The following is a 17,465-nucleotide window of genomic DNA, read 5'->3' as shown; positions in this document are numbered from 1 at the left end:
GCACGCCCCGCGGCTGATCCGGTCCGACCGGGCCGCGCGGCAAGGAGATATATTGCCAGACCGGAGGGGCCCCGTGGGCGGGAATCTGGGCGTACATATTTCCTACACAATTTGAGATCCGACTAACGTTTGCCAGCCGTTAACTACCGCTCGCCGAGCATCTCTTTATATCAGGCAGTCTCATGGTTAAAGCGGATACGTCCCCCTAGCTAAAGCACAGCCAGCATCGAGCAACTCGTCACGTTCTTCCACCGAGAACCCCTCGGCGTAGACGCGCACCACTGGTTCGGTCCCGCTAGGACGGACCAGCAGCCACGTGTCATCCTCGAATGCCAGACGCAAGCCATCCATATGACTAACGTTTTGCGGCACCTTGCCACAAATCGACTTGGGGTTTACGCCCGGTAGCAGGGTTCGTAACGTTTCGGCATCTTCGGCCTCAAGGCGCAAATCGCGTCGACCGTAACTCGTCTTACCAAAACTATCCTCGAGTTGGTCGACCAGAACGCCTAAAGGCGCGTCCGTCTTTGCCATAAGCTCACACAGAATCAGACAGGCGAGGATTCCATCGCGCTCGGGCATATGCGCGGCGATGCCGATACCACCGGCTTCTTCACCGCCCATGAGAACGCCGCCCTTCTTCATCTCTGCCGCTATATATTTGAAACCGACTGGTTTGACGGTCACGCGGCAGCCAAGCGCCTCGGCAATGCGACGTACGAGCGTCGAGCACGAAAGATTGACGACGACGCGCCCCTCCAAATTACGAAATTGAACCAAGTCGCCCAAAACGAGCGCCATGATCTGATGCGGATGTATATATCTGCCGCGCTCGTCAACCGCGCCGATACGGTCGGCGTCGCCGTCGGTCACCAGGCCAGCGCAAGCACCGTCATCGATAACCGTGCGCTCGCAAGCGTCCACCCACGGCTCAACGGGGTCGGGGCAGATATCTTCTTGGTCAGACGCCTGCCCGGCGTGAATCTCGTGCACCTCAACGCCAAGCTCGCGCAGCAAGTCGGCTAGATAGCCTTGAGCTGCGCCGCCCATGGGATCGACAACCACGCGCAGGTGCGCGGCGCGAATGGCTTCGGCATCGACAAACGATGCCACCGCCTGCATATAGTCAGGAATGATATCCGCGGTGCGATATTGCCCCTCGATCCCCATTGGCTCGGGAGCCATGGTCTCTTCGAGCTCTTCGATGACATCCTGGTTGGCAGTCGAGCCGTCACCCATGCGAATCTTGAGGCACAGATAACCCTGCGGATGATGGGATCCCGTCACCATGAGCGCGCCGCACGCCTCACCGTCATAAGCCGCCGCCCACGTAAGGGCAGGGGTCGGAACAGGTCGCGAAGCGAGCACGGCGTCTAGCCCGTGCGCTGCCAGCACACCCGCCGCAAGCTCAGCGAACTCGCGCGCCAGGGGCCGGGTGTCGAACCCTATATATACCGTTTTGCCCGGATTGGTCTTTTGCCACAACTCACCGACGGCATCGGCGATACGGGCAACGTTATCGGCAGTGAAGTCCTCATCGACGCGAGCGCGCCAACCGTCAGTTCCAAAATGAATTATCGCGCACACGCGCAGACACCTCACAGTATTTGGATCATCGTACGCATGAGGTATACCCGCGGCACGCATTCGGCAACCTGCCGGCACCAGCTTTCACCATTTGGGCAAATGCTGCCGAGGACATGCAAGCGATAAAAAAACCGCCCCGTATGGAGCGGTTTTGCCCTTTATATATCGAGCGCCTCGGCCATCGCGGCCGTAGTGATTGCCGTGGTTCCACAGCAACTGCCCACCATTGCGGCGCCGGCATGCCTCCATTCGATGCATGCGCGCGCGAAAGCTTCGGGATTCTCGTGCCATACGGGGCCATCCTGAGTCTGGACCGGATCGCCCACGTTGGGACGCACCGTGACGGGAGTAGTCGCCGATGCAACCATCCTGGGCACCGCCGCGTTCGCGGCCGCAAGCGAACAGCAATTAACACCAACCGAGTTTGCGCCGTGTTTTTCGGCGTACAAAACGGCTGCCTCGATGTTGAGGCCATCGCCCAACAGGTCACCTTTATCGTCAACGACAAAACTCACCAGAACAGGCATGCCGTCGGCGGCATCTCGGGCGCCGGCAAGCATGGGCTGCAAATTACGGATAGACGTCACCGTCTCGATCAGTAGACCGTCAACACCAGCATTGAGCAAGGCGTGCGCCTGTTCGCGCGCAATGCCTCGGATTTCACGATACTCGGCAGAATCCTCGGCAAACCACTCAATACCGATCGGGCCCATCGAGCCCAGCAGCAGTTGAGGGTGCGCCTGGCGGGCATCGTCGACGGCCCCGCGATTGACCTCCGCCACGGACGGCGCAATCTGGTCGTGCTTGAGGGCATAGCTTGATGCCTGAAAGGTGTTGGTAATGAGCACCTGCGCGCCGGCGGCAACATACAGGCGATGGATACGAGAAACGGTCTGCGGCTCTGCCAGATTCCAAAACGCCGGTGGAATGTCGGCGGCATCGTACTCGCTCAACAGAACACTGCCCATGGGGCCCTGCGCCAACAAGGTCTCGCTCGACAAGCGGCGCGTAAGCTCCTCGGCACCAAAGCGGTTGTAATAACTCGTATCCATATATGTGTTTCGCTATCCCTCGACGCTGATTCCCTGCTTTTCGAGATAGGCGAGCCAGCGGCTCATCGTGTCCTCGGATAGCGCATGCTCCATCATGCAGGCCTCGGAATCGGCTCGCTCAAATTCGACACCGAGCTCCTGAACCAAAAACGTGCGGATGAGGCGATGACGGTACCAGATAGCCGTGCCGACCTCGCGGCCGCGATCGGTCAGGATTACCTTGCCATAGTGCGATTGCTCGACAAGCTCGGATGCCTTGAGCGCAGAAACCGCTTTATTGACCGATGCCTTGGAGACGCCAAGGCGCTGCGCGATGTCGACCGATCGCACGCCGTTGGTTTCCCCCTCTTCGCTTTCAATGCGAACCATGCACTCCAAGTAGTCTTCGTTCGCCACCGTCAGATGTAGTTCGCGCGAGCTATTTGTCGTATCCATGATCTTCCGTCCCTTCTGCATTCAATGGCTGATTCTACCCCATCCAAGCGTCGTGGTATGCCGTGGCATACCGTGCTAGAGTTCTTGTTGCACACGACGACCAAGATTGGAGCGGTCTTTATGGAAAACACCACCACAAGCCCCGATGTCCTCGAGCGCTTTTTGCGCTACGTCCAGATCAACACGCAGTCCGAGGATGCAAACTGCGACCAGGTACCCTCGAGCGCCGTTCAGTTTGACCTTGCCAACGTGCTGGCTGAAGAGCTGCGCGAGCTTGGTGCGGAAGATGCCCACGTGACCGAGCACGCCTATGTCTGCGCGCATATCCCCGCAAGTGTGGGCGCTGAGGACAAGCCCGCCCTGGGCCTGATCGCCCATCTCGACACCACCGAAGTTGCACCGGGCGCCGGCGTGAAGCCGCACATCGTACACTACGAAGGCGGCGACCTGGTCTGCGGCACTGTTGACGGTAAGCCCGTTGCCATGAGTACCGCCAAGCTTCCCGCCCTGAATGACCTCGCGAGTGAGGACCTGGTCTGTAGCGATGGCTCCACGCTGCTGGGCGCAGACGACAAGGCGGGCGTCGCCGAGATCATGTCGCTTGTCGCGCGTATCGCTCAGGACCCTTCTCTGCCCCATCCCGCACTCGGCATTTGCTTCTGCCCTGACGAGGAGATCGGCCACGGAGCCGAGCTGTTGGATATCGATGCCTTTGGCTGCAAGTACGCCTACACGGTCGACGGCGGCCCCATCGGCGAGCTGGAGTGGGAGTGCTTTAACGCCGCCGAGGCGACCGTCCGCTTTGAGGGCCAGTCCATCCACCCGGGCGACGCTAAGGGCCGTATGGTCAACGCAGGCAATCTGTTCTGCGACTTCAACGCGTTGCTCCCCTACGTACAGCGCCCGGAGTATACGGAAGGCTACGAGGGCTTTTATCACCTTGAGGGTGTATCTGCGACCGTCGATCACGCCACAGCGCGCTATATCGTCCGCGACCATGACGCCGCCAAGTTCCAGCAGAAACTCGACCTTATTGATGCCGCCGCCTCGATGCTCAACCAGCGTCTGGGTGAGGAGCGCGTGACGGTCGAGATTAAGCAGCAGTATCGAAATATGGCCGAGATCGTTCGTGACTATCCCGAGCTTATTGATGTTGCCAAGGAAGCCTACCTTGCCTGCGGCGTTGAGCCCCAAGTGCTGCCGATTCGTGGCGGCACCGACGGCGCCCAGCTGTCGTTCCGCGGTCTGCCCTGCCCCAACCTTTCCACCGGCGGCTATTGCTACCACGGCGTCAACGAGTTCGTCCCGGTCAGCTCGCTCGTCAAGATGACCGACGTCCTGCAGGAGCTCGTCGCCCGCTTTGCATAAGCCTGGCTGCATAAGCCCAAAAGACGAATCGCCCCGTCCTCAACCGAGAACGGGGCGATTTTTTTGCTGCAACGAGAACAGGTTGACGCACGCCAGCCTCTTAACGCAAGGAGTGTCCCAAACTGCCGGCACATAAGAAACGTCCCCAAGTGCCAAGTGCATCAAGAGCGTCCCCTTTGACCAGTCGTTTAAGAACGTCCCCAATGACTAACGTCGCAGGTTGAGGACGGGCAGCGAGCGGGTCGCATTTGAGACAAGGTGACGTGAAACGAAAGGGCGCTGACCTTCTGGTCGCGCCCTTGAAGTTGAACGTCAGATTGTCCAAATGCGGCCCGCGCAGCGTCAAGCGGTTACGCGGTTTGGTAAAACCGCGTAACTTAGTAGTTGGCTTCGTAGCCGTTGCCGTCGCCGGTGGGCTCTTCGTAGTAGTCCGAATCGCTCGAATCGCTTGAGTCATCGGAATCGTCAGAGCTGACCGATGAGGTTGCGGTACCGTTTGCGTAGTCGTCAGACGTGTTGTTGTTCAGGTCGCCGATCGTAGAGCTGGAACCGTCGGAAAGACCCATGGTGTTGGGACCCTTGGGATCCTTGCCGGCATCGACGCGCTCCATCATTTCCTTGAGCTCGTCCTCGTAGACAAAGACGTAGCTCACACCGTCGATCATGGTGCTGTCGTCGGCGTACGAGGGCAGGTTGGCCGAGTAGATACCGTCGACATCCATACCGCGCATGGCGTTGACCGTAGCCACGATATCCTGAACGCTCATATCGGTTACAAGCATATCGGACAGCGAATTAACCAGGCCAAAGATCTTCGTGGCATCGAAGTTATTGAGAATCTGGTTGGCAAGGGCGCCAAGCACCTGACGCTGGTGGCGCATGCGCGTGTAATCGCCGTCGGCATAGGTGTAGCGGCAGCGGGCATAGGTAAGGGCGGTGGCACCGTCCATATGCTGCTGGCCAGCGGTAATCTTAATATCCAGGTGCTCGGGGTCGTCAACATCATCGGTTGCGTTAATGTCGATACCGCCAACCGAATCAATCAGCGCCTGCATACCGTCGAAGCTGACCTCGGCATAGTGGGAAATCTGAACACCGCACAGCTCGTTGACCGCCTCGACCATGGCCTCGGCGCCGCCAACGGTATGGCAGGCGTTGATCTTCATGGTCTCGCCCTTGTACTCGACCTTGGTGTCGCGCGGAACGGAAATGAGCGTCGCCTGCTTTTGCGTGGGGTCGATGCGTGCCAGGATAATCGAGTCGGCACGATACGTATCCTCGCCCGGACGGCCGTCGGTGCCAAGAAGCAGCACGTAGAACGGATCCTTTGCCTCATCGGTGTCAACCAGAACCCGACGCAGATTATCGGTAATGACATTAGAATCGCCGAGCTTGCCCATAATGGTGGCAAACCACAGGCCGGCAGCGGTAGTGGCACTCAGCAGCACACCAAGCACGACAATGAGCGCGACGTGACGAATCGTGTGGCTACGACGACGTTGACGAGCGCGCTCGGAATAGCGAGCCACGTTATCGCGACTGTAGATCTTGGCCTGCGCACCAGTTGAGGGTCTTCGGGCGGTGGTATCCGCGAGGGGCTTTTTATTAAACATAGGCAACCTGTATTAGTAGATGACGGGATCGGGGACGGAAGCATGCTCGACATGCGCGCCGAGCGCCTGCAGCTTTTCGACAAACTGCTCGTAGCCGCGCTTGATGTGATGGATGGCCGAAACCTCGGTCGTCCCGTCGGCGATCAAGCCCGCTACGACGAGGGCCGCTCCGCCACGCAGATCGGGCGAGGTAACCTGTGCACCCGAGAAGCCCTTAACGCCATGAATCATGGCATGATGGCTCTCGATACGAATGTCGGCACCCATGCGCACCAGCTCAGAGGCAAACATAAAGCGATTCTCGAAGATGTTCTCGGTAATAACGGAACTGCCGTCGGCAAGGGCGGAGAGCACCATAATCTGCGCCTGCATGTCCGTCGGGAAGCCGGGGAACGGAAGCGTCTGGATGTCGACCGGCTTGATACGCTCGGCACGGTTTACATGGACGCCATCCTCGACGCGCTCGCAGTCGATACCCATGAGCTCCATCTTCTTGAGCACCATGCCCAAGTGAATGGGGCAAAAGCCCATGACATCGACACCGCGATCGTCGGCCATCAACGCACCGGCAACGATAAAGGTACCGGCCTCGATGCGGTCGCCCACTACGCGATGGGTAACAGGATGCAGCTCTTCCACGCCCTCGATGGTCACGACGGGCGTACCCGCGCCGACAATCTTGGCGCCCATCTCGTTGAGCATGTTGGCGAGATCGACGATCTCGGGCTCGCGGGCGGCATTGTCGATAACCGTGGTGCCCTGCGCGCGCACGGATGCCATGATGAGGTTCTCGGTCGCACCGACGCTGGCGAACTCGAGCGTGACGGTGGTACCGCGCAGACCTTGGGGCGCATTAGCGTTGATGTAGCCGTGGGCGGTATCGAACTCAACGCCCAGGGCCTCAAGACCAAGAATGTGCATATCGATCTTGCGAGCACCCAGGTTGCAGCCGCCCGGCATGGCGATCTTGGCGCGATGGAAGCGACCCAGCAGGGGTCCCATCACGGCTGTGGAAGCACGCATCTTGGCAACGAGCTCGTAGGGGGCCTCCCAAGAATCGACCTGGGAGGTATCGATCTCGAGCGTGTGCTCGTCGAGAACATCGATCGTAGCGCCCATGCCCTTGAGCACCTTGCCCATCACGTGGACATCGGAAATATCGGGCACGTTCCGCAGCGTCGTCTTGCCCGGCGCCAGAAGCGTTGCCGCCATAAGTTTGAGCGCGGAGTTCTTAGCACCCGAAACAGGCACGGAACCTCCGATGGCGTGGCCACCCTCAACGCGGATAATATCCAAGGTCTACCCTTTCAAAAAGCATGCCCGGGGTGGCTGGGCCATCCCGGGCATGATGTGTTCGCAAATGGTCGAACGCTAAAGCGTTTGACTATTGGGCAAGCTTGAGCTTACACCATGCGATTTCATTATAGAGGTAGGCGCGGCGTGCATCATCCTCCGACAAATTACCCAGCTTCTCTTCAAAACCTTGAATATCAGCTTTAACCTTGTCGGCGTCGACGGTCGCCAAATCACAAGCGCGCTCGGCGAGGACGGTCACGACATCTTCCGCGACCTGGGCATAGCCGCCGGCCACGGCAAACGTGTGGTCGACAGTGCCCATGGCCTTATCGGAAACGCGAACGTAACCGCGGTCGATCGTGCAGATTTCGCTGGAGTGAGCAGGCAGAACGCCAAACTCGCCATCCGTAGACGGAATCGACACAAACGCAGCGTCACCCTCATAGGCGAGGCTCACGGGGCACACGATGCGGATACGCATAACCTACTTCTCCCCCATCTTGCGGGCGCGCTCGCGCACGTCCTCAATCGTGGAAGCATAGCGGAATGCCTGCTCGGGCAGGTCATCGGCCTTGCCGTCGACAATCTCGGCGAAGGAGCGGACGGTATCCTCGACGCGGACGTAGACACCGGGGTTGCCGGTGAACTTCTCGGCAACGTGGAAGGACTGCGAGAGGAACTGCTGAATCTTACGAGCACGGTTGACCGTAAGGCGCTGCTCCTCGGACAGCTCGTCCATACCCAGAATGGCGATGATGTCCTGAAGGTCGGAGTACTCCTGCAGGAGCTCCTGGACCTTGACGGCGACACGGTAGTGCTCCTCGCCAACGATCGAGGGATCGAGAGCGTCGGAGGAAGACGCAAGCGGGTCGATAGCCGGGAACAGGCCGAGCGACGAAATGCTACGCGAAAGGACCGTGGTAGCGTCGAGGTGGGTGAACGTCGTGGCAGGCGCCGGGTCGGTTAGGTCGTCTGCAGGGACGTAGACGGCCTGGACGGAGGTAATGGAGCCCGTCTTGGTCGAGGTAATGCGCTCCTGGAGGTCGCCCATCTCGGTAGCCAGCGTGGGCTGGTAACCGACGGCGGACGGCATACGGCCCAGAAGTGCGGAAACCTCGGAACCGGCCTGGGAGAAGCGGAAAATGTTATCAATGAACAGCAGAACGTCCTGGCCACGATCGCGGAAGTACTCAGCGGTGGTAAGGCCGGCCAGACCGATGCGCAGACGCGCTCCAGGCGGCTCGTTCATCTGACCGTAGACCAAGCAGGTCTTGTCGATAACGCCAGACTCGCTCATCTCGAGATAAAGGTCGGTACCCTCACGGGTACGCTCGCCGACGCCGGTGAACACCGAAGTGCCGCCATGCTCCTGGGCGAGGTTGTTGATGAGCTCCTGAATCAGAACGGTCTTGCCGACGCCGGCGCCGCCGAACAGGCCTGTCTTGCCGCCACGGATGTAGGGCTCAAGCAGGTCGACGGCCTTGATGCCGGTCTCGAAGATCTCGGTCTTGGTGGTGAGCTCGTCAAAACGAGGTGCCGCATGGTGGATGGGATAGAACTCCTCCACCTCGGGCATAGGCTTGCCGTCGACGGGCTTGCCCATGACGTTCCAAATGCGGCCGAGTGTCTTGGGGCCAACGGGCATCTTCATGGGCTCACCGGTATCGGTGGCAATGAGACCACGCTGCAGACCGTCGGTCGAGGACATGGCGACCGTGCGGACGACGCCGCCCGGAAGCTGGCTCTCAACCTCGAGGATCGTGCTCAGGTGACCGATCGGGGTCTCGGCCTCGACCGTGAGCGCGTTGTAGATCGGGGGCACCGCACCGTCAAACTTGACGTCGACGACAGGGCCGATGATACGCACGATGCGACCATCACCGGCAGTCGTCTTCTTGGTGGCTTCCTCGACCGCAAGCTTTACGGTGTTATTAGCCATTACTGTTCCTCCAATGCTGAGGCTCCGCCGACGATCTCGTTAATCTCGGTCGTGATCGAAGCCTGGCGCACGCGACTATACGTGCGGGTAAGGGTCGAGATGATCGCGGTGGCGTTTTCCGTCGCGGAGTGCATGGCCTTGCGGCGTGCACCCTGCTCGGCGGCCGCCGAATCGATCAGGGCCTGGTAGATGACCGTCAGGATATACGACGGTACAAGCTTGCCGAGAACATGCTCGGGAGAGGGCACGAACTCGAACGTGGACGAGATGCGCTTAGGGGCGTCGGTCTCGTTCTTACGCGGACCGTGGGCCATAGCGATCATCTCGGGATCGAGCGGTAGCAAGTGCTCGACGCGAAGCTCCTGATCCACGCGGTTCTTGGCGTGGTGGTAGACAAGCTCGACGCGGTCAAGCTCGCCGGCACGATACGCATCGCAGATATGAGAGGAAATCATGCGAGCCTGATTAAAATCTGGCTCGGAGGAATTGCCCTCAAAATGCATGACGACGTTTGCGCGGTCGCGGAAATACGTGGCCGGTTTGCGCCCACACGCGATGATCTCGCACTCGATGCCATCGTTCGCCCAAGAAGCGGCGAGCTTTTCGGCCGTGCGCTCCACCGTCGTATTGAAACCGCCGGCAAGGCCGCGGTCCGAGGCAATAACGACAATCAGGCCATGCTTGACGCTTTCATGCTTCTGCAGCATGGGATCGGTGCCCGAACAGGAGGCGTCGCCGGCGACCGTCAACATGACGTCGGTCAGCGCCTCCTTATAGGGCTCGGCCTGCTTGGAGCGATCGAGGGCACGACGGATCTTGGCCGTAGAGACCATTTCCATCGTGCGCGTGATCTGCTTGGTCGTGGTAACCGAGGAGATTCGCTTCTTAATGTCGCGAAGGTTGGCCATGGGGCTTAGTTCTCCTCTGATCCAGAAACATCCGAATGGTGCTTGGCCATGAACTGCTGCTTGAAGTCGCCGATGACGCGCAAGAGCTCAGCCTTGGTGTCATCATCGATCTTCTTGGCGCGAACCTTGTCGAGCAGCGAGCCAAAGCCATTGTCCATGTACTCGATGAGCTCGGCACGGAAAGGCAGCACGTCGGCGATCTCCAGGTCATCCAGGAAGCCCTCGTTGCCAGCGAACAGCGTAACGATCTGCTCGCCAACCTCAAACGGCTTGTAACGCGGCTGCTTCAGGAGCTCGGTCATGCGAGCACCGTGGGTCAGCTGCTTCTGAGTAGCCTCGTCGAGGTCGGAGCCGAACTGCGTAAAGCCAGCGAGCTCCTGATAGGAAGCGAGGTCCAGACGGAGGTTGCCGGCGACCTGCTTCATGGCCTTGGTCTGCGCATCGCCACCGACGCGGGACACGGAGATACCCACGTCGACTGCCGGGCGCTGACCCTGGAAGAAGAGCTCGGACTGCAGGTAGATCTGACCATCGGTAATGGAAATGACGTTGGTCGGAATGTAGGCCGAGACGTCGCCGTCCTGGGTCTCGATGATCGGCAGTGCCGTCATGGAGCCGTAACCGTTCTTCTTGGACATCTTGACGGCACGCTCGAGCAGACGAGAGTGCAGGTAGAAGATGTCGCCAGGATAGGCCTCGCGTCCGGGCGGACGATGCAGCGTCAGCGACATCTGACGGTAGGCCACAGCCTGCTTGGACAGGTCGTCGTAGATGACGAGCACGTGGCCGCCGGGGTTGGTCTCGCTGGCGGGCTTGCCGTCCTCGCCGTTGTACATGAAGAACTCGCCAATAGCGGCACCGGCCATAGGCGCGATGTACTGCATAGGGGCGGAATCGGCAGCAGTGGCCGAAACGATGATGGTGTAGTCGAGCGCACCGTGCTGAGCGAGGGTCTCACGGATGTTGGCAACCGTGGAGGCCTTCTGGCCGATGGCGACATAGATGCAGACCATGCCCTTGCCGCGCTGGTTGAGGATAGCGTCGATGGCGATGGCGGTCTTACCGGTCTTACGGTCGCCGATGATGAGCTCACGCTGACCACGGCCGATAGGCACCATGGAGTCGATGGCCAACAGGCCGGTCTGAACCGGCTCGCACACCGGGGTACGATCGATGACGCCGGGGGCCTTGAACTCGATGGGGCGACGGTGCGTGGCGACGATGTCGCCCAGGCCGTCGATGGGCTGGCCGAGCGGATTGACGACGCGACCGAGCATGGCACGGCTCACGGGGATATCCATAATGCGGCCAGTGGTGCGGCACTCGTCGCCTTCCTTGATGGAGTCGACGGCACCGAACAGAACGGCGCCGACCTCGTCACGGTCAAGGTTCTGGGCAAGGCCGAAGACGGTCTCACCGGTATCGGAGCTCTTGAACTCCAGAAGCTCGCCTGCCATGGCGCTCTTAAGGCCGGAGACGCGCGCGATGCCGTCGCCTACCTCGTCGACCGTTGAAACCTCATGCGTATCGACCGTCGCGGAGAGGCTCGTGAGCTGCTCCTGCAGTTTCTTGGCGATATCCTGGGCATTGAGGGTTTCGGACATTAGGCTTCACCTCCGTACGAATTAGCAGAGTTTGCGAGGGTCTCCTGCGCGATGCGCAGCTGCGTCTTGACGGAAATGTCACGACGCTCGCCGCGGGCCTCGAGCACCAGGCCGCCCACGATAGACGGGTCGACCTGCTCGATAAGGAATACCTTGCGGCCGAAGTCCTGCTCGCATTTCTTAGTGATGGTTTGACGCAGCTCGTCGTCGAGCGGGATCGCCGTGGTGACGGTCACGCCCACTACATCCTCGTCTTCCTCGGCAACATACTTAAAGGCAGCTGCCACCTTGGGAAGCAGGTCGAGCTGGTCGCGCTTGGACATGGTGTCGAGCACGGCGATGATCTCGGGGCTGGCAGAAGCCAGGCGCTCGATCATCTCGAGGTCCTCGAACACATGGTTCTCGGCCTTGGCGGCTTCCAAAAGGGAGCGCGCATAGGTCTCGAGCACCTTGTCCTGATAGCGGCTAGTCGGCATTCAGGCTACCTGCTTCCTGGATGTAGCGCTCGATGAGCTTCTTCTGCTCGGACTCGTCCTCGAGTGCCTCGCCCACGATCTTGGTGGCGACGGCAACGGACAGGTCGGCGATGGAGCTCGCGGCACCGGCGTAGATGGACTTGCGCTCGTCCTCGACGGTCGTATGGGCCTTGGCGATGATCTCCTCGGCCTCCTTGTGAGCAGCCTCGATGATACGGGCGCGCTCGGACTCGGCGTCCTTACGGGCCTCGAGAACGATGTCGGCAGCCTGGCGACGGGCGTCGGTGACGATCGAGTCGGACTCAGCGCGCTTGGCGATGGCCTCCTGCTTGGTCTTCTCGGCCTCGTCGAGGCTCTCCTCGATCTTCTTGCCGCGCTCCTCCATGGTTTTCATGATGCCCGGCAGGGCGACCTTGGCCAGCACGATCCAGATAATCAGGAAGGCGATAAGCGCCGGGATGAACTCCGCCATCTTAGGGATGAGGATGTCCGCACCGGCGGCGCCGTCCTCGGCGAACGCGGAAACCGGCATGAGCAGCGCGGCCGCGGACGCGGAGAGTGCGATCGCGCTCTTCTGGGATGAAAGATTCATACTTGACGCTCCGTGCTATTTAACGATCAGCGCGACAACGAAACCGATCAGAGCCAGAGCCTCGCCGAAGGCGGAGCCCATGATGAAGACGGTGAACACGCGGCCCTGGACCTCAGGCTGACGGGCCATAGCACCCGTAGCACCCAGAGCAGACAGGCCGATAGCAAGACCAGCGCCGATAACACCGAGACCGTAACCGATAACTCCCACGATTCCTCCTTTGTCGTGCGTGTCTTATTTCACGCAGGATAACCTTTTTATAACTGCCGGGCTCCATGGGTACGGGCACCGGCGGTTTAACGAATTGCCTTACCTTTAAGGCGCGAACGGAAGATTACTCCTCCTCCGCGACCTCCTCTGCTTCGGAGACATACACGGCGGTAAGGACCGTGAAAACGTAAGCCTGGATGGCGCCGACCACAAGCTCGATCGCGTAGATCAGGATGAGGATGGCAAGCCAGGCAAGCGAAGGCAGGGCGCCGACGGCGTGGGCCGCGGAAACCTGCTGAAGCAGCGGCTGCATGAACATGCTCGCCATGATGGCGAACGAACCCATGACCACGTGTCCTGCGAACATGTTGCAGAACAGACGGACGGCGAGCGTGATGAGGCGCAGGAAGGTCGAGAAGAGCTCGACGACCCACACGAGCACGTTCATCGGGAAGCTCACGCCCTGCGGGGCGAGGCTCTTGATGTAGCCGATAACGCCGTGAGCCTTGCATCCGTAGTAGATGAAGTACACGAAGGCGAAGATGGCGAGCGCGGCGGTGGAGCCGATTGCGCCGGTGCCGGGCTTCATTCCCGGGATCAGGCCGATCATGTTATTGATCAGGATGAACAGGAAAAGCGAGCACAGGAACGGGAAGTGCTTCTTCCAGTTCTCACCCACGACGCCCTTGCCGATATCGTTCTCGACGTACTCGATGATGTACTCGAAACCGTTGACGAAGAAGCCCTTGGGAACCAGGGTCTGCTTCTTCTTGAACACGGCCAGGACGATCAGGAGCACGATCGTGGAGACGATCAGCCAAAACGAGTACTGCGTGATGCCGCAGCTTAGATCGCCCACGACAGGGGTGGAGCTGAACTCGCTGACCAGATGATTAATCTCATCAGGCAGCTTTTCAAAAATTTCCACGACTTACCTTTCGACCTCATGAGGATCTCGCAGCGCCTTGGCGACACGAACCGTGCAGGCGGCCATAAAGGCCACGAAGCCGATCGCCTCGCCCAGGAGGAACATGCGAAATGCCTCTCCGAACAACACAAACACAACCAAGGTAAAGACGAGCAGGGCGATCGCCGAGACCGCCAGACTCACCATACCCTTGAGCATGTCCGCATTCTGCTTATCGTCAAGAACCGGCTTGAGCGTAAAGACAAAGGGAAGAAAGGCGACCGCGCCCGCGATGGCGCCTGCAACGATAGCGAGCAGATCGGCTATCTGAAACATTGGCGTCCTCACTTTCCTTTTTTAACGCCTCACAGAACAGTTCCCGCCAAACATTGGTGACTATTGTACGAGCCAATCGCTAAAGTACAACCGAAAAAGCATCGGTTAATACGCACCTGTTCGTTTTCTTAAGACCTTCTTTATGCCGCAGGTACGGTAATACGTTTTTCTCGAACCCTGCAGGGCAAAACGTCCATTAACTAAAGGTGCGCACAGGCGTCTTCTACTTGCCCGCGCGCACCATTTCTTCCTATTTGCAGCCGCGGCCGTCTTAGCCCAGCGACTAGAGCGTGCCGTAGATGCGATCGCCGGCGTCGCCCAGGCCGGGAACGATGTAGGCAGCCTCGTTGAGATGGTCATCGATAGCGCAGGTATAGATATGCACATCTGGGTCCTTCTCGGTCAGCGACTTGAGGCCCTCGGGGGCAGCGACGATGCACAGCATGCGGATGTCCTTGACACCGCGCTCGCGCAGGTAGCTGATGGCCATCTCGGCCGAACCGCCCGTGGCGAGCATGGGGTCGACGACCAGGCAGATGCGCTGGTCGATATCCTTGGGCATCTTGCAGTAATACTCATGCGGCTCATGGGTAACCTCGTCGCGTTCCATACCGATGTGGCCTACGCGAGCGGAGGGCACCAGGTCGAGAATGCCGTCGACCATGCCAAGGCCCGCACGCAGGATGGGCACGATGGCGAGTTTCTTGCCGGCGAGCTGTTTGAACGTGGCGGTAGTGATGGGGGTCTCGACCTCGACGTCTTCCATAGGCAGGTCGCGCATGGCCTCGTAGCCGTCAAAAAGCGCGAGTTCGCGCACGAGCTGGCGGAACTGGTTGGTGCCGGTGTTTTTGTCGCGCAGGATCGACAGCTTGTGCTGGACGAGCGGATGATCGACAAGCGTCACACGGGACGCATCGTAGGTGACGGTCATGGGTTGATTGCCCCTTTCGTTGCGGCCGGAAGATGGCCTTGCTGACAAGGCGCATGGCGATGTTGTTGCCGCGCGCCGTGCATTAGTTTAGCGGTTTGTTGTATCGAGCAGCCCATCGCGGCCCTACTGTGCGGTACTGAGCGAGCGCCTGACTGCATCACGCCAGCCCGCAAGGTTTTGCTCGCGGCGCTCGGCGGACATGTGGGGAAGGAAGGTCCTAACGATCTGGGCATTTTGCTCCAGCTCTTCCAGGTCTTCCCAATAGCCGACGGCAAGACCCGCCAAGTACGCGGCACCGATTGCCGTGGTCTCCACCGTCTCGCATTGCAGCACGGGGATATCCAGCAGGTCGGCCTGGAATTGCATGATGAACTCGTTGCGCGAGGCACCGCCATCGACAGACAGGCGCTCGATCGAAAGCCCCACGTCCTGCTCCATGGCGCGCAGCACGTCGTAGCTCTGATATGCCATGGATTCGCAGGCGGCACGTACGATAGTCGCACGGCTCGAGGCGCCGGTCAGGCCGCACACGATACCGCGGGCATGCGGGTCCCACCAGGGAGCGCCCAAACCCGCAAAGGCGGGAACGAAGTAGCAGCCCTCGTTGTCGCTAATCGAAGCGGCGAGTTGTGCCGACTCGCTCACGCTCGAGATGATGCCCATGTTGTTGCGAAGCCAGTTCATGGTGGAGCCGGCAGCAAAGATGGAGCCCTCGAGTGCATAGCTGATCTTGCCGTCCGCGGCGATACCGATGGTGGAGACCAGACCATTCTTGGATTCGACAATCTCGTCGCCGGTGTTCATGAGCATAAAGCAGCCCGTGCCATAGGTGTTTTTGGTCTGGCCGGGACGGAAACAGCAGTGGCCGTACAGCGACGCCTGCTGGTCACCCGCCACGCCCATGATGGGTGGCATGTTGGTCATGATGTCGCTCGCGACGCGGCCGTAGTCGCCCGAGCTCCAGCGAACCTCGGGCATCATGGAACGTGGAACGTCAAAAAGTGCCAGCAGGTCGTCGTCCCAATCGAGCGTATGGATATTAAAGAGTGCCGTGCGGCTGGCATTGGTGTAGTCGGTGGCAAAGACCTGGCCGCCGGTGAGGTTGTAGATGAGCCAGGTGTCGATGGTGCCGAACATGAGGTCGCCCGCCGCCGCGCTCTCGCGTGCGCCGTCGACGTTGTCGAGAATCCACTGCACCTTGGAGGCCGAGAAATACGGGTCGAGCGTGAGTCCCGTGCGGGAGCGCACCAGCTCCTCGTAACCCTGTTCAACCAACGCGTCGATTGCCGGCGCGGTACGGCGGCACTGCCATACGATGGCGTTATAGATCGGCTGACCGCTCACGCGGTCCCAGACCACCGTGGTCTCGCGCTGGTTGGAGATGCCGATGGCGGCAATGCGGTCGGAGTGGATGCCGCTCTTAAACTGGACTTCCATCATGACGGCGATCTGGCTGGCAAGGACCGCCATGGGGTCTTGCTCTACCCAACCGGGACGCGGGAAGCTGGTTTTGACGCTACGACGTGCCTGCGCGACGATGCAGCCGTACTCGTCGACGATGGTCGCAAGTACCGAGGTGGTGCCGCAGTCGAGCGCCATGATGTAGGAACCGCCAAAGTTAAACGAGGCATCTTCCATGCCCAGGCTGCCCAGATTCAACGACATCGCTTACACCTTTCTATTGCATCGGGTCGGACAGGACCCGTTCGATCTCTGATGCGGGAAGTGCGCCTTGGCGCAGGATCTGGAGCCCGCCGTGCTGGAACGACACGATGGTCGAGGCGTCGCGACACGGGGTCTCGCCGGCGTCGACGGCAACATCGACCCCCTCCAGGATGCGACCCTCGACGGCGGCAAAGCTTGCCGGCGAGGGCGCGCCGTGTGTGTTGGCGCTCGTGCAGGCAAGGGGACTGCCGCAGGCGCGGATGAGCGCTTGGACCACGGGAGAGGCCGACGCGCGCAGGGCCACGGTGTCGTCGGCAGCACGCATAAAGGTCGGCACGCAGGGAGCCGCCTTGACCACGATAGTCAGGGCTCCCGGCCAGCATCGTCGCGCAAGTACGCGGGCATCTTCCGGGATATCCACGCCATAGCGGTCGAGTGCCTCGACGCCATCGACCAGCCAAGCGACGGTTTGCGTGAGCTCACGTTGCTTGAGAGTGAAGATACGGCGGTAGCCGGTACCGAGCGCAGGGACCGCGGCGCCGTTAA

General features: G+C 60.2%; 18 protein-coding genes. 1 reads left to right on the top strand and 17 read right to left on the bottom strand.

Features of this window, described 5'->3' with window-relative positions:
• Positions 1 to 186: 186 nt before the first annotated feature.
• From ARB25_RS05180 to ARB25_RS05170, 3 genes are all read right to left on the bottom strand, one after another.
• Positions 187 to 1,587: a phosphoglucomutase/phosphomannomutase family protein gene (locus tag ARB25_RS05180; protein ID WP_055286342.1), complete on the bottom strand. Its 1,401-nt coding sequence runs from the start codon at positions 1,585 to 1,587 to the stop codon at positions 187 to 189.
• Between the two features lie 158 nt (positions 1,588 to 1,745).
• Entirely contained in the window at positions 1,746 to 2,639 is an 894-nt protein-coding gene (locus tag ARB25_RS05175; protein ID WP_035138801.1) for a homocysteine S-methyltransferase family protein, read from the bottom strand.
• Positions 2,640 to 2,651: 12 nt separating this feature from the next.
• Positions 2,652 to 3,074, bottom strand: a complete 423-nt coding sequence (locus tag ARB25_RS05170; RefSeq protein WP_022094257.1) for a metal-dependent transcriptional regulator — start codon at positions 3,072 to 3,074, stop codon at positions 2,652 to 2,654.
• 120 nt (positions 3,075 to 3,194) lie between these two features.
• On the opposite strand from ARB25_RS05170, the gene pepT reads away from it, so the two are divergent.
• Positions 3,195 to 4,442: a peptidase T gene (gene pepT, locus ARB25_RS05165; RefSeq protein ID WP_055286340.1), complete on the top strand. Its 1,248-nt coding sequence runs from the start codon at positions 3,195 to 3,197 to the stop codon at positions 4,440 to 4,442.
• A gap of 377 nt (positions 4,443 to 4,819) precedes the next feature.
• Here pepT and ARB25_RS05160 read toward each other — a convergent pair whose 3' ends face one another.
• From ARB25_RS05160 to ARB25_RS05095, 14 genes are all read right to left on the bottom strand, one after another.
• Positions 4,820 to 6,055 (bottom strand): LCP family protein, encoded by a 1,236-nt coding sequence (locus ARB25_RS05160; protein ID WP_006235722.1) that lies wholly within the window; start codon positions 6,053 to 6,055, stop codon positions 4,820 to 4,822.
• A 12-nt stretch (positions 6,056 to 6,067) separates the two neighbouring features.
• Entirely contained in the window at positions 6,068 to 7,351 is a 1,284-nt protein-coding gene (gene murA, locus ARB25_RS05155; RefSeq protein WP_055286338.1) for a UDP-N-acetylglucosamine 1-carboxyvinyltransferase, read from the bottom strand.
• An 88-nt stretch (positions 7,352 to 7,439) separates the two neighbouring features.
• Positions 7,440 to 7,832, bottom strand: a complete 393-nt coding sequence (atpC, locus tag ARB25_RS05150) for an ATP synthase F1 subunit epsilon (RefSeq protein ID WP_055286336.1) — start codon at positions 7,830 to 7,832, stop codon at positions 7,440 to 7,442.
• A 3-nt stretch (positions 7,833 to 7,835) separates the two neighbouring features.
• A complete protein-coding gene (gene atpD / locus ARB25_RS05145; protein WP_055286334.1) occupies positions 7,836 to 9,290 on the bottom strand; it encodes a F0F1 ATP synthase subunit beta in 1,455 nt (484 codons plus the stop codon).
• Entirely contained in the window at positions 9,290 to 10,198 is a 909-nt protein-coding gene (gene atpG / locus ARB25_RS05140) for an ATP synthase F1 subunit gamma (protein ID WP_006235716.1), read from the bottom strand. The genes atpD and atpG overlap by 1 nt, the downstream gene beginning before the upstream one ends.
• A gap of 5 nt (positions 10,199 to 10,203) precedes the next feature.
• Positions 10,204 to 11,802 carry a F0F1 ATP synthase subunit alpha gene (atpA, locus tag ARB25_RS05135; RefSeq protein ID WP_035138794.1) on the bottom strand — a complete coding sequence of 533 codons (1,599 nt, stop codon included), beginning with the start codon at positions 11,800 to 11,802 and terminating at the stop codon, positions 10,204 to 10,206.
• Complete coding sequence (locus tag ARB25_RS05130; RefSeq protein ID WP_006235713.1) at positions 11,802 to 12,278, bottom strand: F0F1 ATP synthase subunit delta; 477 nt, start codon at positions 12,276 to 12,278, stop codon at positions 11,802 to 11,804. Before ARB25_RS05130 ends, atpA begins: the two co-directional genes overlap by 1 nt.
• Positions 12,268 to 12,870: a F0F1 ATP synthase subunit B gene (atpF, locus tag ARB25_RS05125; RefSeq protein ID WP_055286332.1), complete on the bottom strand. Its 603-nt coding sequence runs from the start codon at positions 12,868 to 12,870 to the stop codon at positions 12,268 to 12,270. The genes ARB25_RS05130 and atpF overlap by 11 nt, the downstream gene beginning before the upstream one ends.
• A gap of 15 nt (positions 12,871 to 12,885) precedes the next feature.
• Entirely contained in the window at positions 12,886 to 13,080 is a 195-nt protein-coding gene (locus ARB25_RS05120; protein ID WP_022094262.1) for an ATP synthase subunit C-like protein, read from the bottom strand.
• A gap of 124 nt (positions 13,081 to 13,204) precedes the next feature.
• Positions 13,205 to 14,008 carry a F0F1 ATP synthase subunit A gene (gene atpB / locus ARB25_RS05115; protein WP_022094263.1) on the bottom strand — a complete coding sequence of 268 codons (804 nt, stop codon included), beginning with the start codon at positions 14,006 to 14,008 and terminating at the stop codon, positions 13,205 to 13,207.
• A 3-nt stretch (positions 14,009 to 14,011) separates the two neighbouring features.
• The gene (locus tag ARB25_RS05110) at positions 14,012 to 14,323 is read right to left on the bottom strand and encodes a hypothetical protein (protein ID WP_055286330.1); all 312 of its coding nucleotides are present in this window, start codon (positions 14,321 to 14,323) and stop codon (positions 14,012 to 14,014) included.
• Positions 14,324 to 14,606: 283 nt separating this feature from the next.
• Positions 14,607 to 15,254 (bottom strand): uracil phosphoribosyltransferase, encoded by a 648-nt coding sequence (gene upp, locus ARB25_RS05105; RefSeq protein WP_040359658.1) that lies wholly within the window; start codon positions 15,252 to 15,254, stop codon positions 14,607 to 14,609.
• A 123-nt stretch (positions 15,255 to 15,377) separates the two neighbouring features.
• Positions 15,378 to 16,919, bottom strand: a complete 1,542-nt coding sequence (glpK, locus tag ARB25_RS05100; protein ID WP_055286328.1) for a glycerol kinase GlpK — start codon at positions 16,917 to 16,919, stop codon at positions 15,378 to 15,380.
• Positions 16,920 to 16,932: 13 nt separating this feature from the next.
• The coding region (locus ARB25_RS05095; protein ID WP_070100743.1) for an L-threonylcarbamoyladenylate synthase at positions 16,933 to 17,465 on the bottom strand (533 nt) is incomplete at its 5' end.

It is taken from the genome of Collinsella aerofaciens (assembly GCF_001405375.1).
Lineage (GTDB): Bacteria > Actinomycetota > Coriobacteriia > Coriobacteriales > Coriobacteriaceae > Collinsella > Collinsella aerofaciens_F.
The sequence above is the reverse complement of the archived record's forward strand: the minus strand, read 5'-3'. Positions and strand labels throughout refer to the sequence as shown.

Coding starts and splice junctions, on each gene's coding strand:
- ARB25_RS05170 (WP_022094257.1), bottom strand. CDS start 3,074: ATGGATACGACAAATAGCTCGCGCGAACTACATCTGACGGTGGCGAAC.
- pepT (WP_055286340.1), top strand. CDS start 3,195: ATGGAAAACACCACCACAAGCCCCGATGTCCTCGAGCGCTTTTTGCGC.
- atpA (WP_035138794.1), bottom strand. CDS start 11,802: ATGTCCGAAACCCTCAATGCCCAGGATATCGCCAAGAAACTGCAGGAG.
- upp (WP_040359658.1), bottom strand. CDS start 15,254: ATGACCGTCACCTACGATGCGTCCCGTGTGACGCTTGTCGATCATCCG.
- atpD (WP_055286334.1), bottom strand. CDS start 9,290: ATGGCTAATAACACCGTAAAGCTTGCGGTCGAGGAAGCCACCAAGAAG.
- atpC (WP_055286336.1), bottom strand. CDS start 7,832: ATGCGTATCCGCATCGTGTGCCCCGTGAGCCTCGCCTATGAGGGTGAC.
- atpF (WP_055286332.1), bottom strand. CDS start 12,870: ATGAATCTTTCATCCCAGAAGAGCGCGATCGCACTCTCCGCGTCCGCG.
- ARB25_RS05175 (WP_035138801.1), bottom strand. CDS start 2,639: ATGGATACGAGTTATTACAACCGCTTTGGTGCCGAGGAGCTTACGCGC.
- ARB25_RS05130 (WP_006235713.1), bottom strand. CDS start 12,278: ATGCCGACTAGCCGCTATCAGGACAAGGTGCTCGAGACCTATGCGCGC.
- glpK (WP_055286328.1), bottom strand. CDS start 16,919: ATGTCGTTGAATCTGGGCAGCCTGGGCATGGAAGATGCCTCGTTTAAC.
- ARB25_RS05110 (WP_055286330.1), bottom strand. CDS start 14,323: ATGTTTCAGATAGCCGATCTGCTCGCTATCGTTGCAGGCGCCATCGCG.
- ARB25_RS05160 (WP_006235722.1), bottom strand. CDS start 6,055: ATGTTTAATAAAAAGCCCCTCGCGGATACCACCGCCCGAAGACCCTCA.
- atpG (WP_006235716.1), bottom strand. CDS start 10,198: ATGGCCAACCTTCGCGACATTAAGAAGCGAATCTCCTCGGTTACCACG.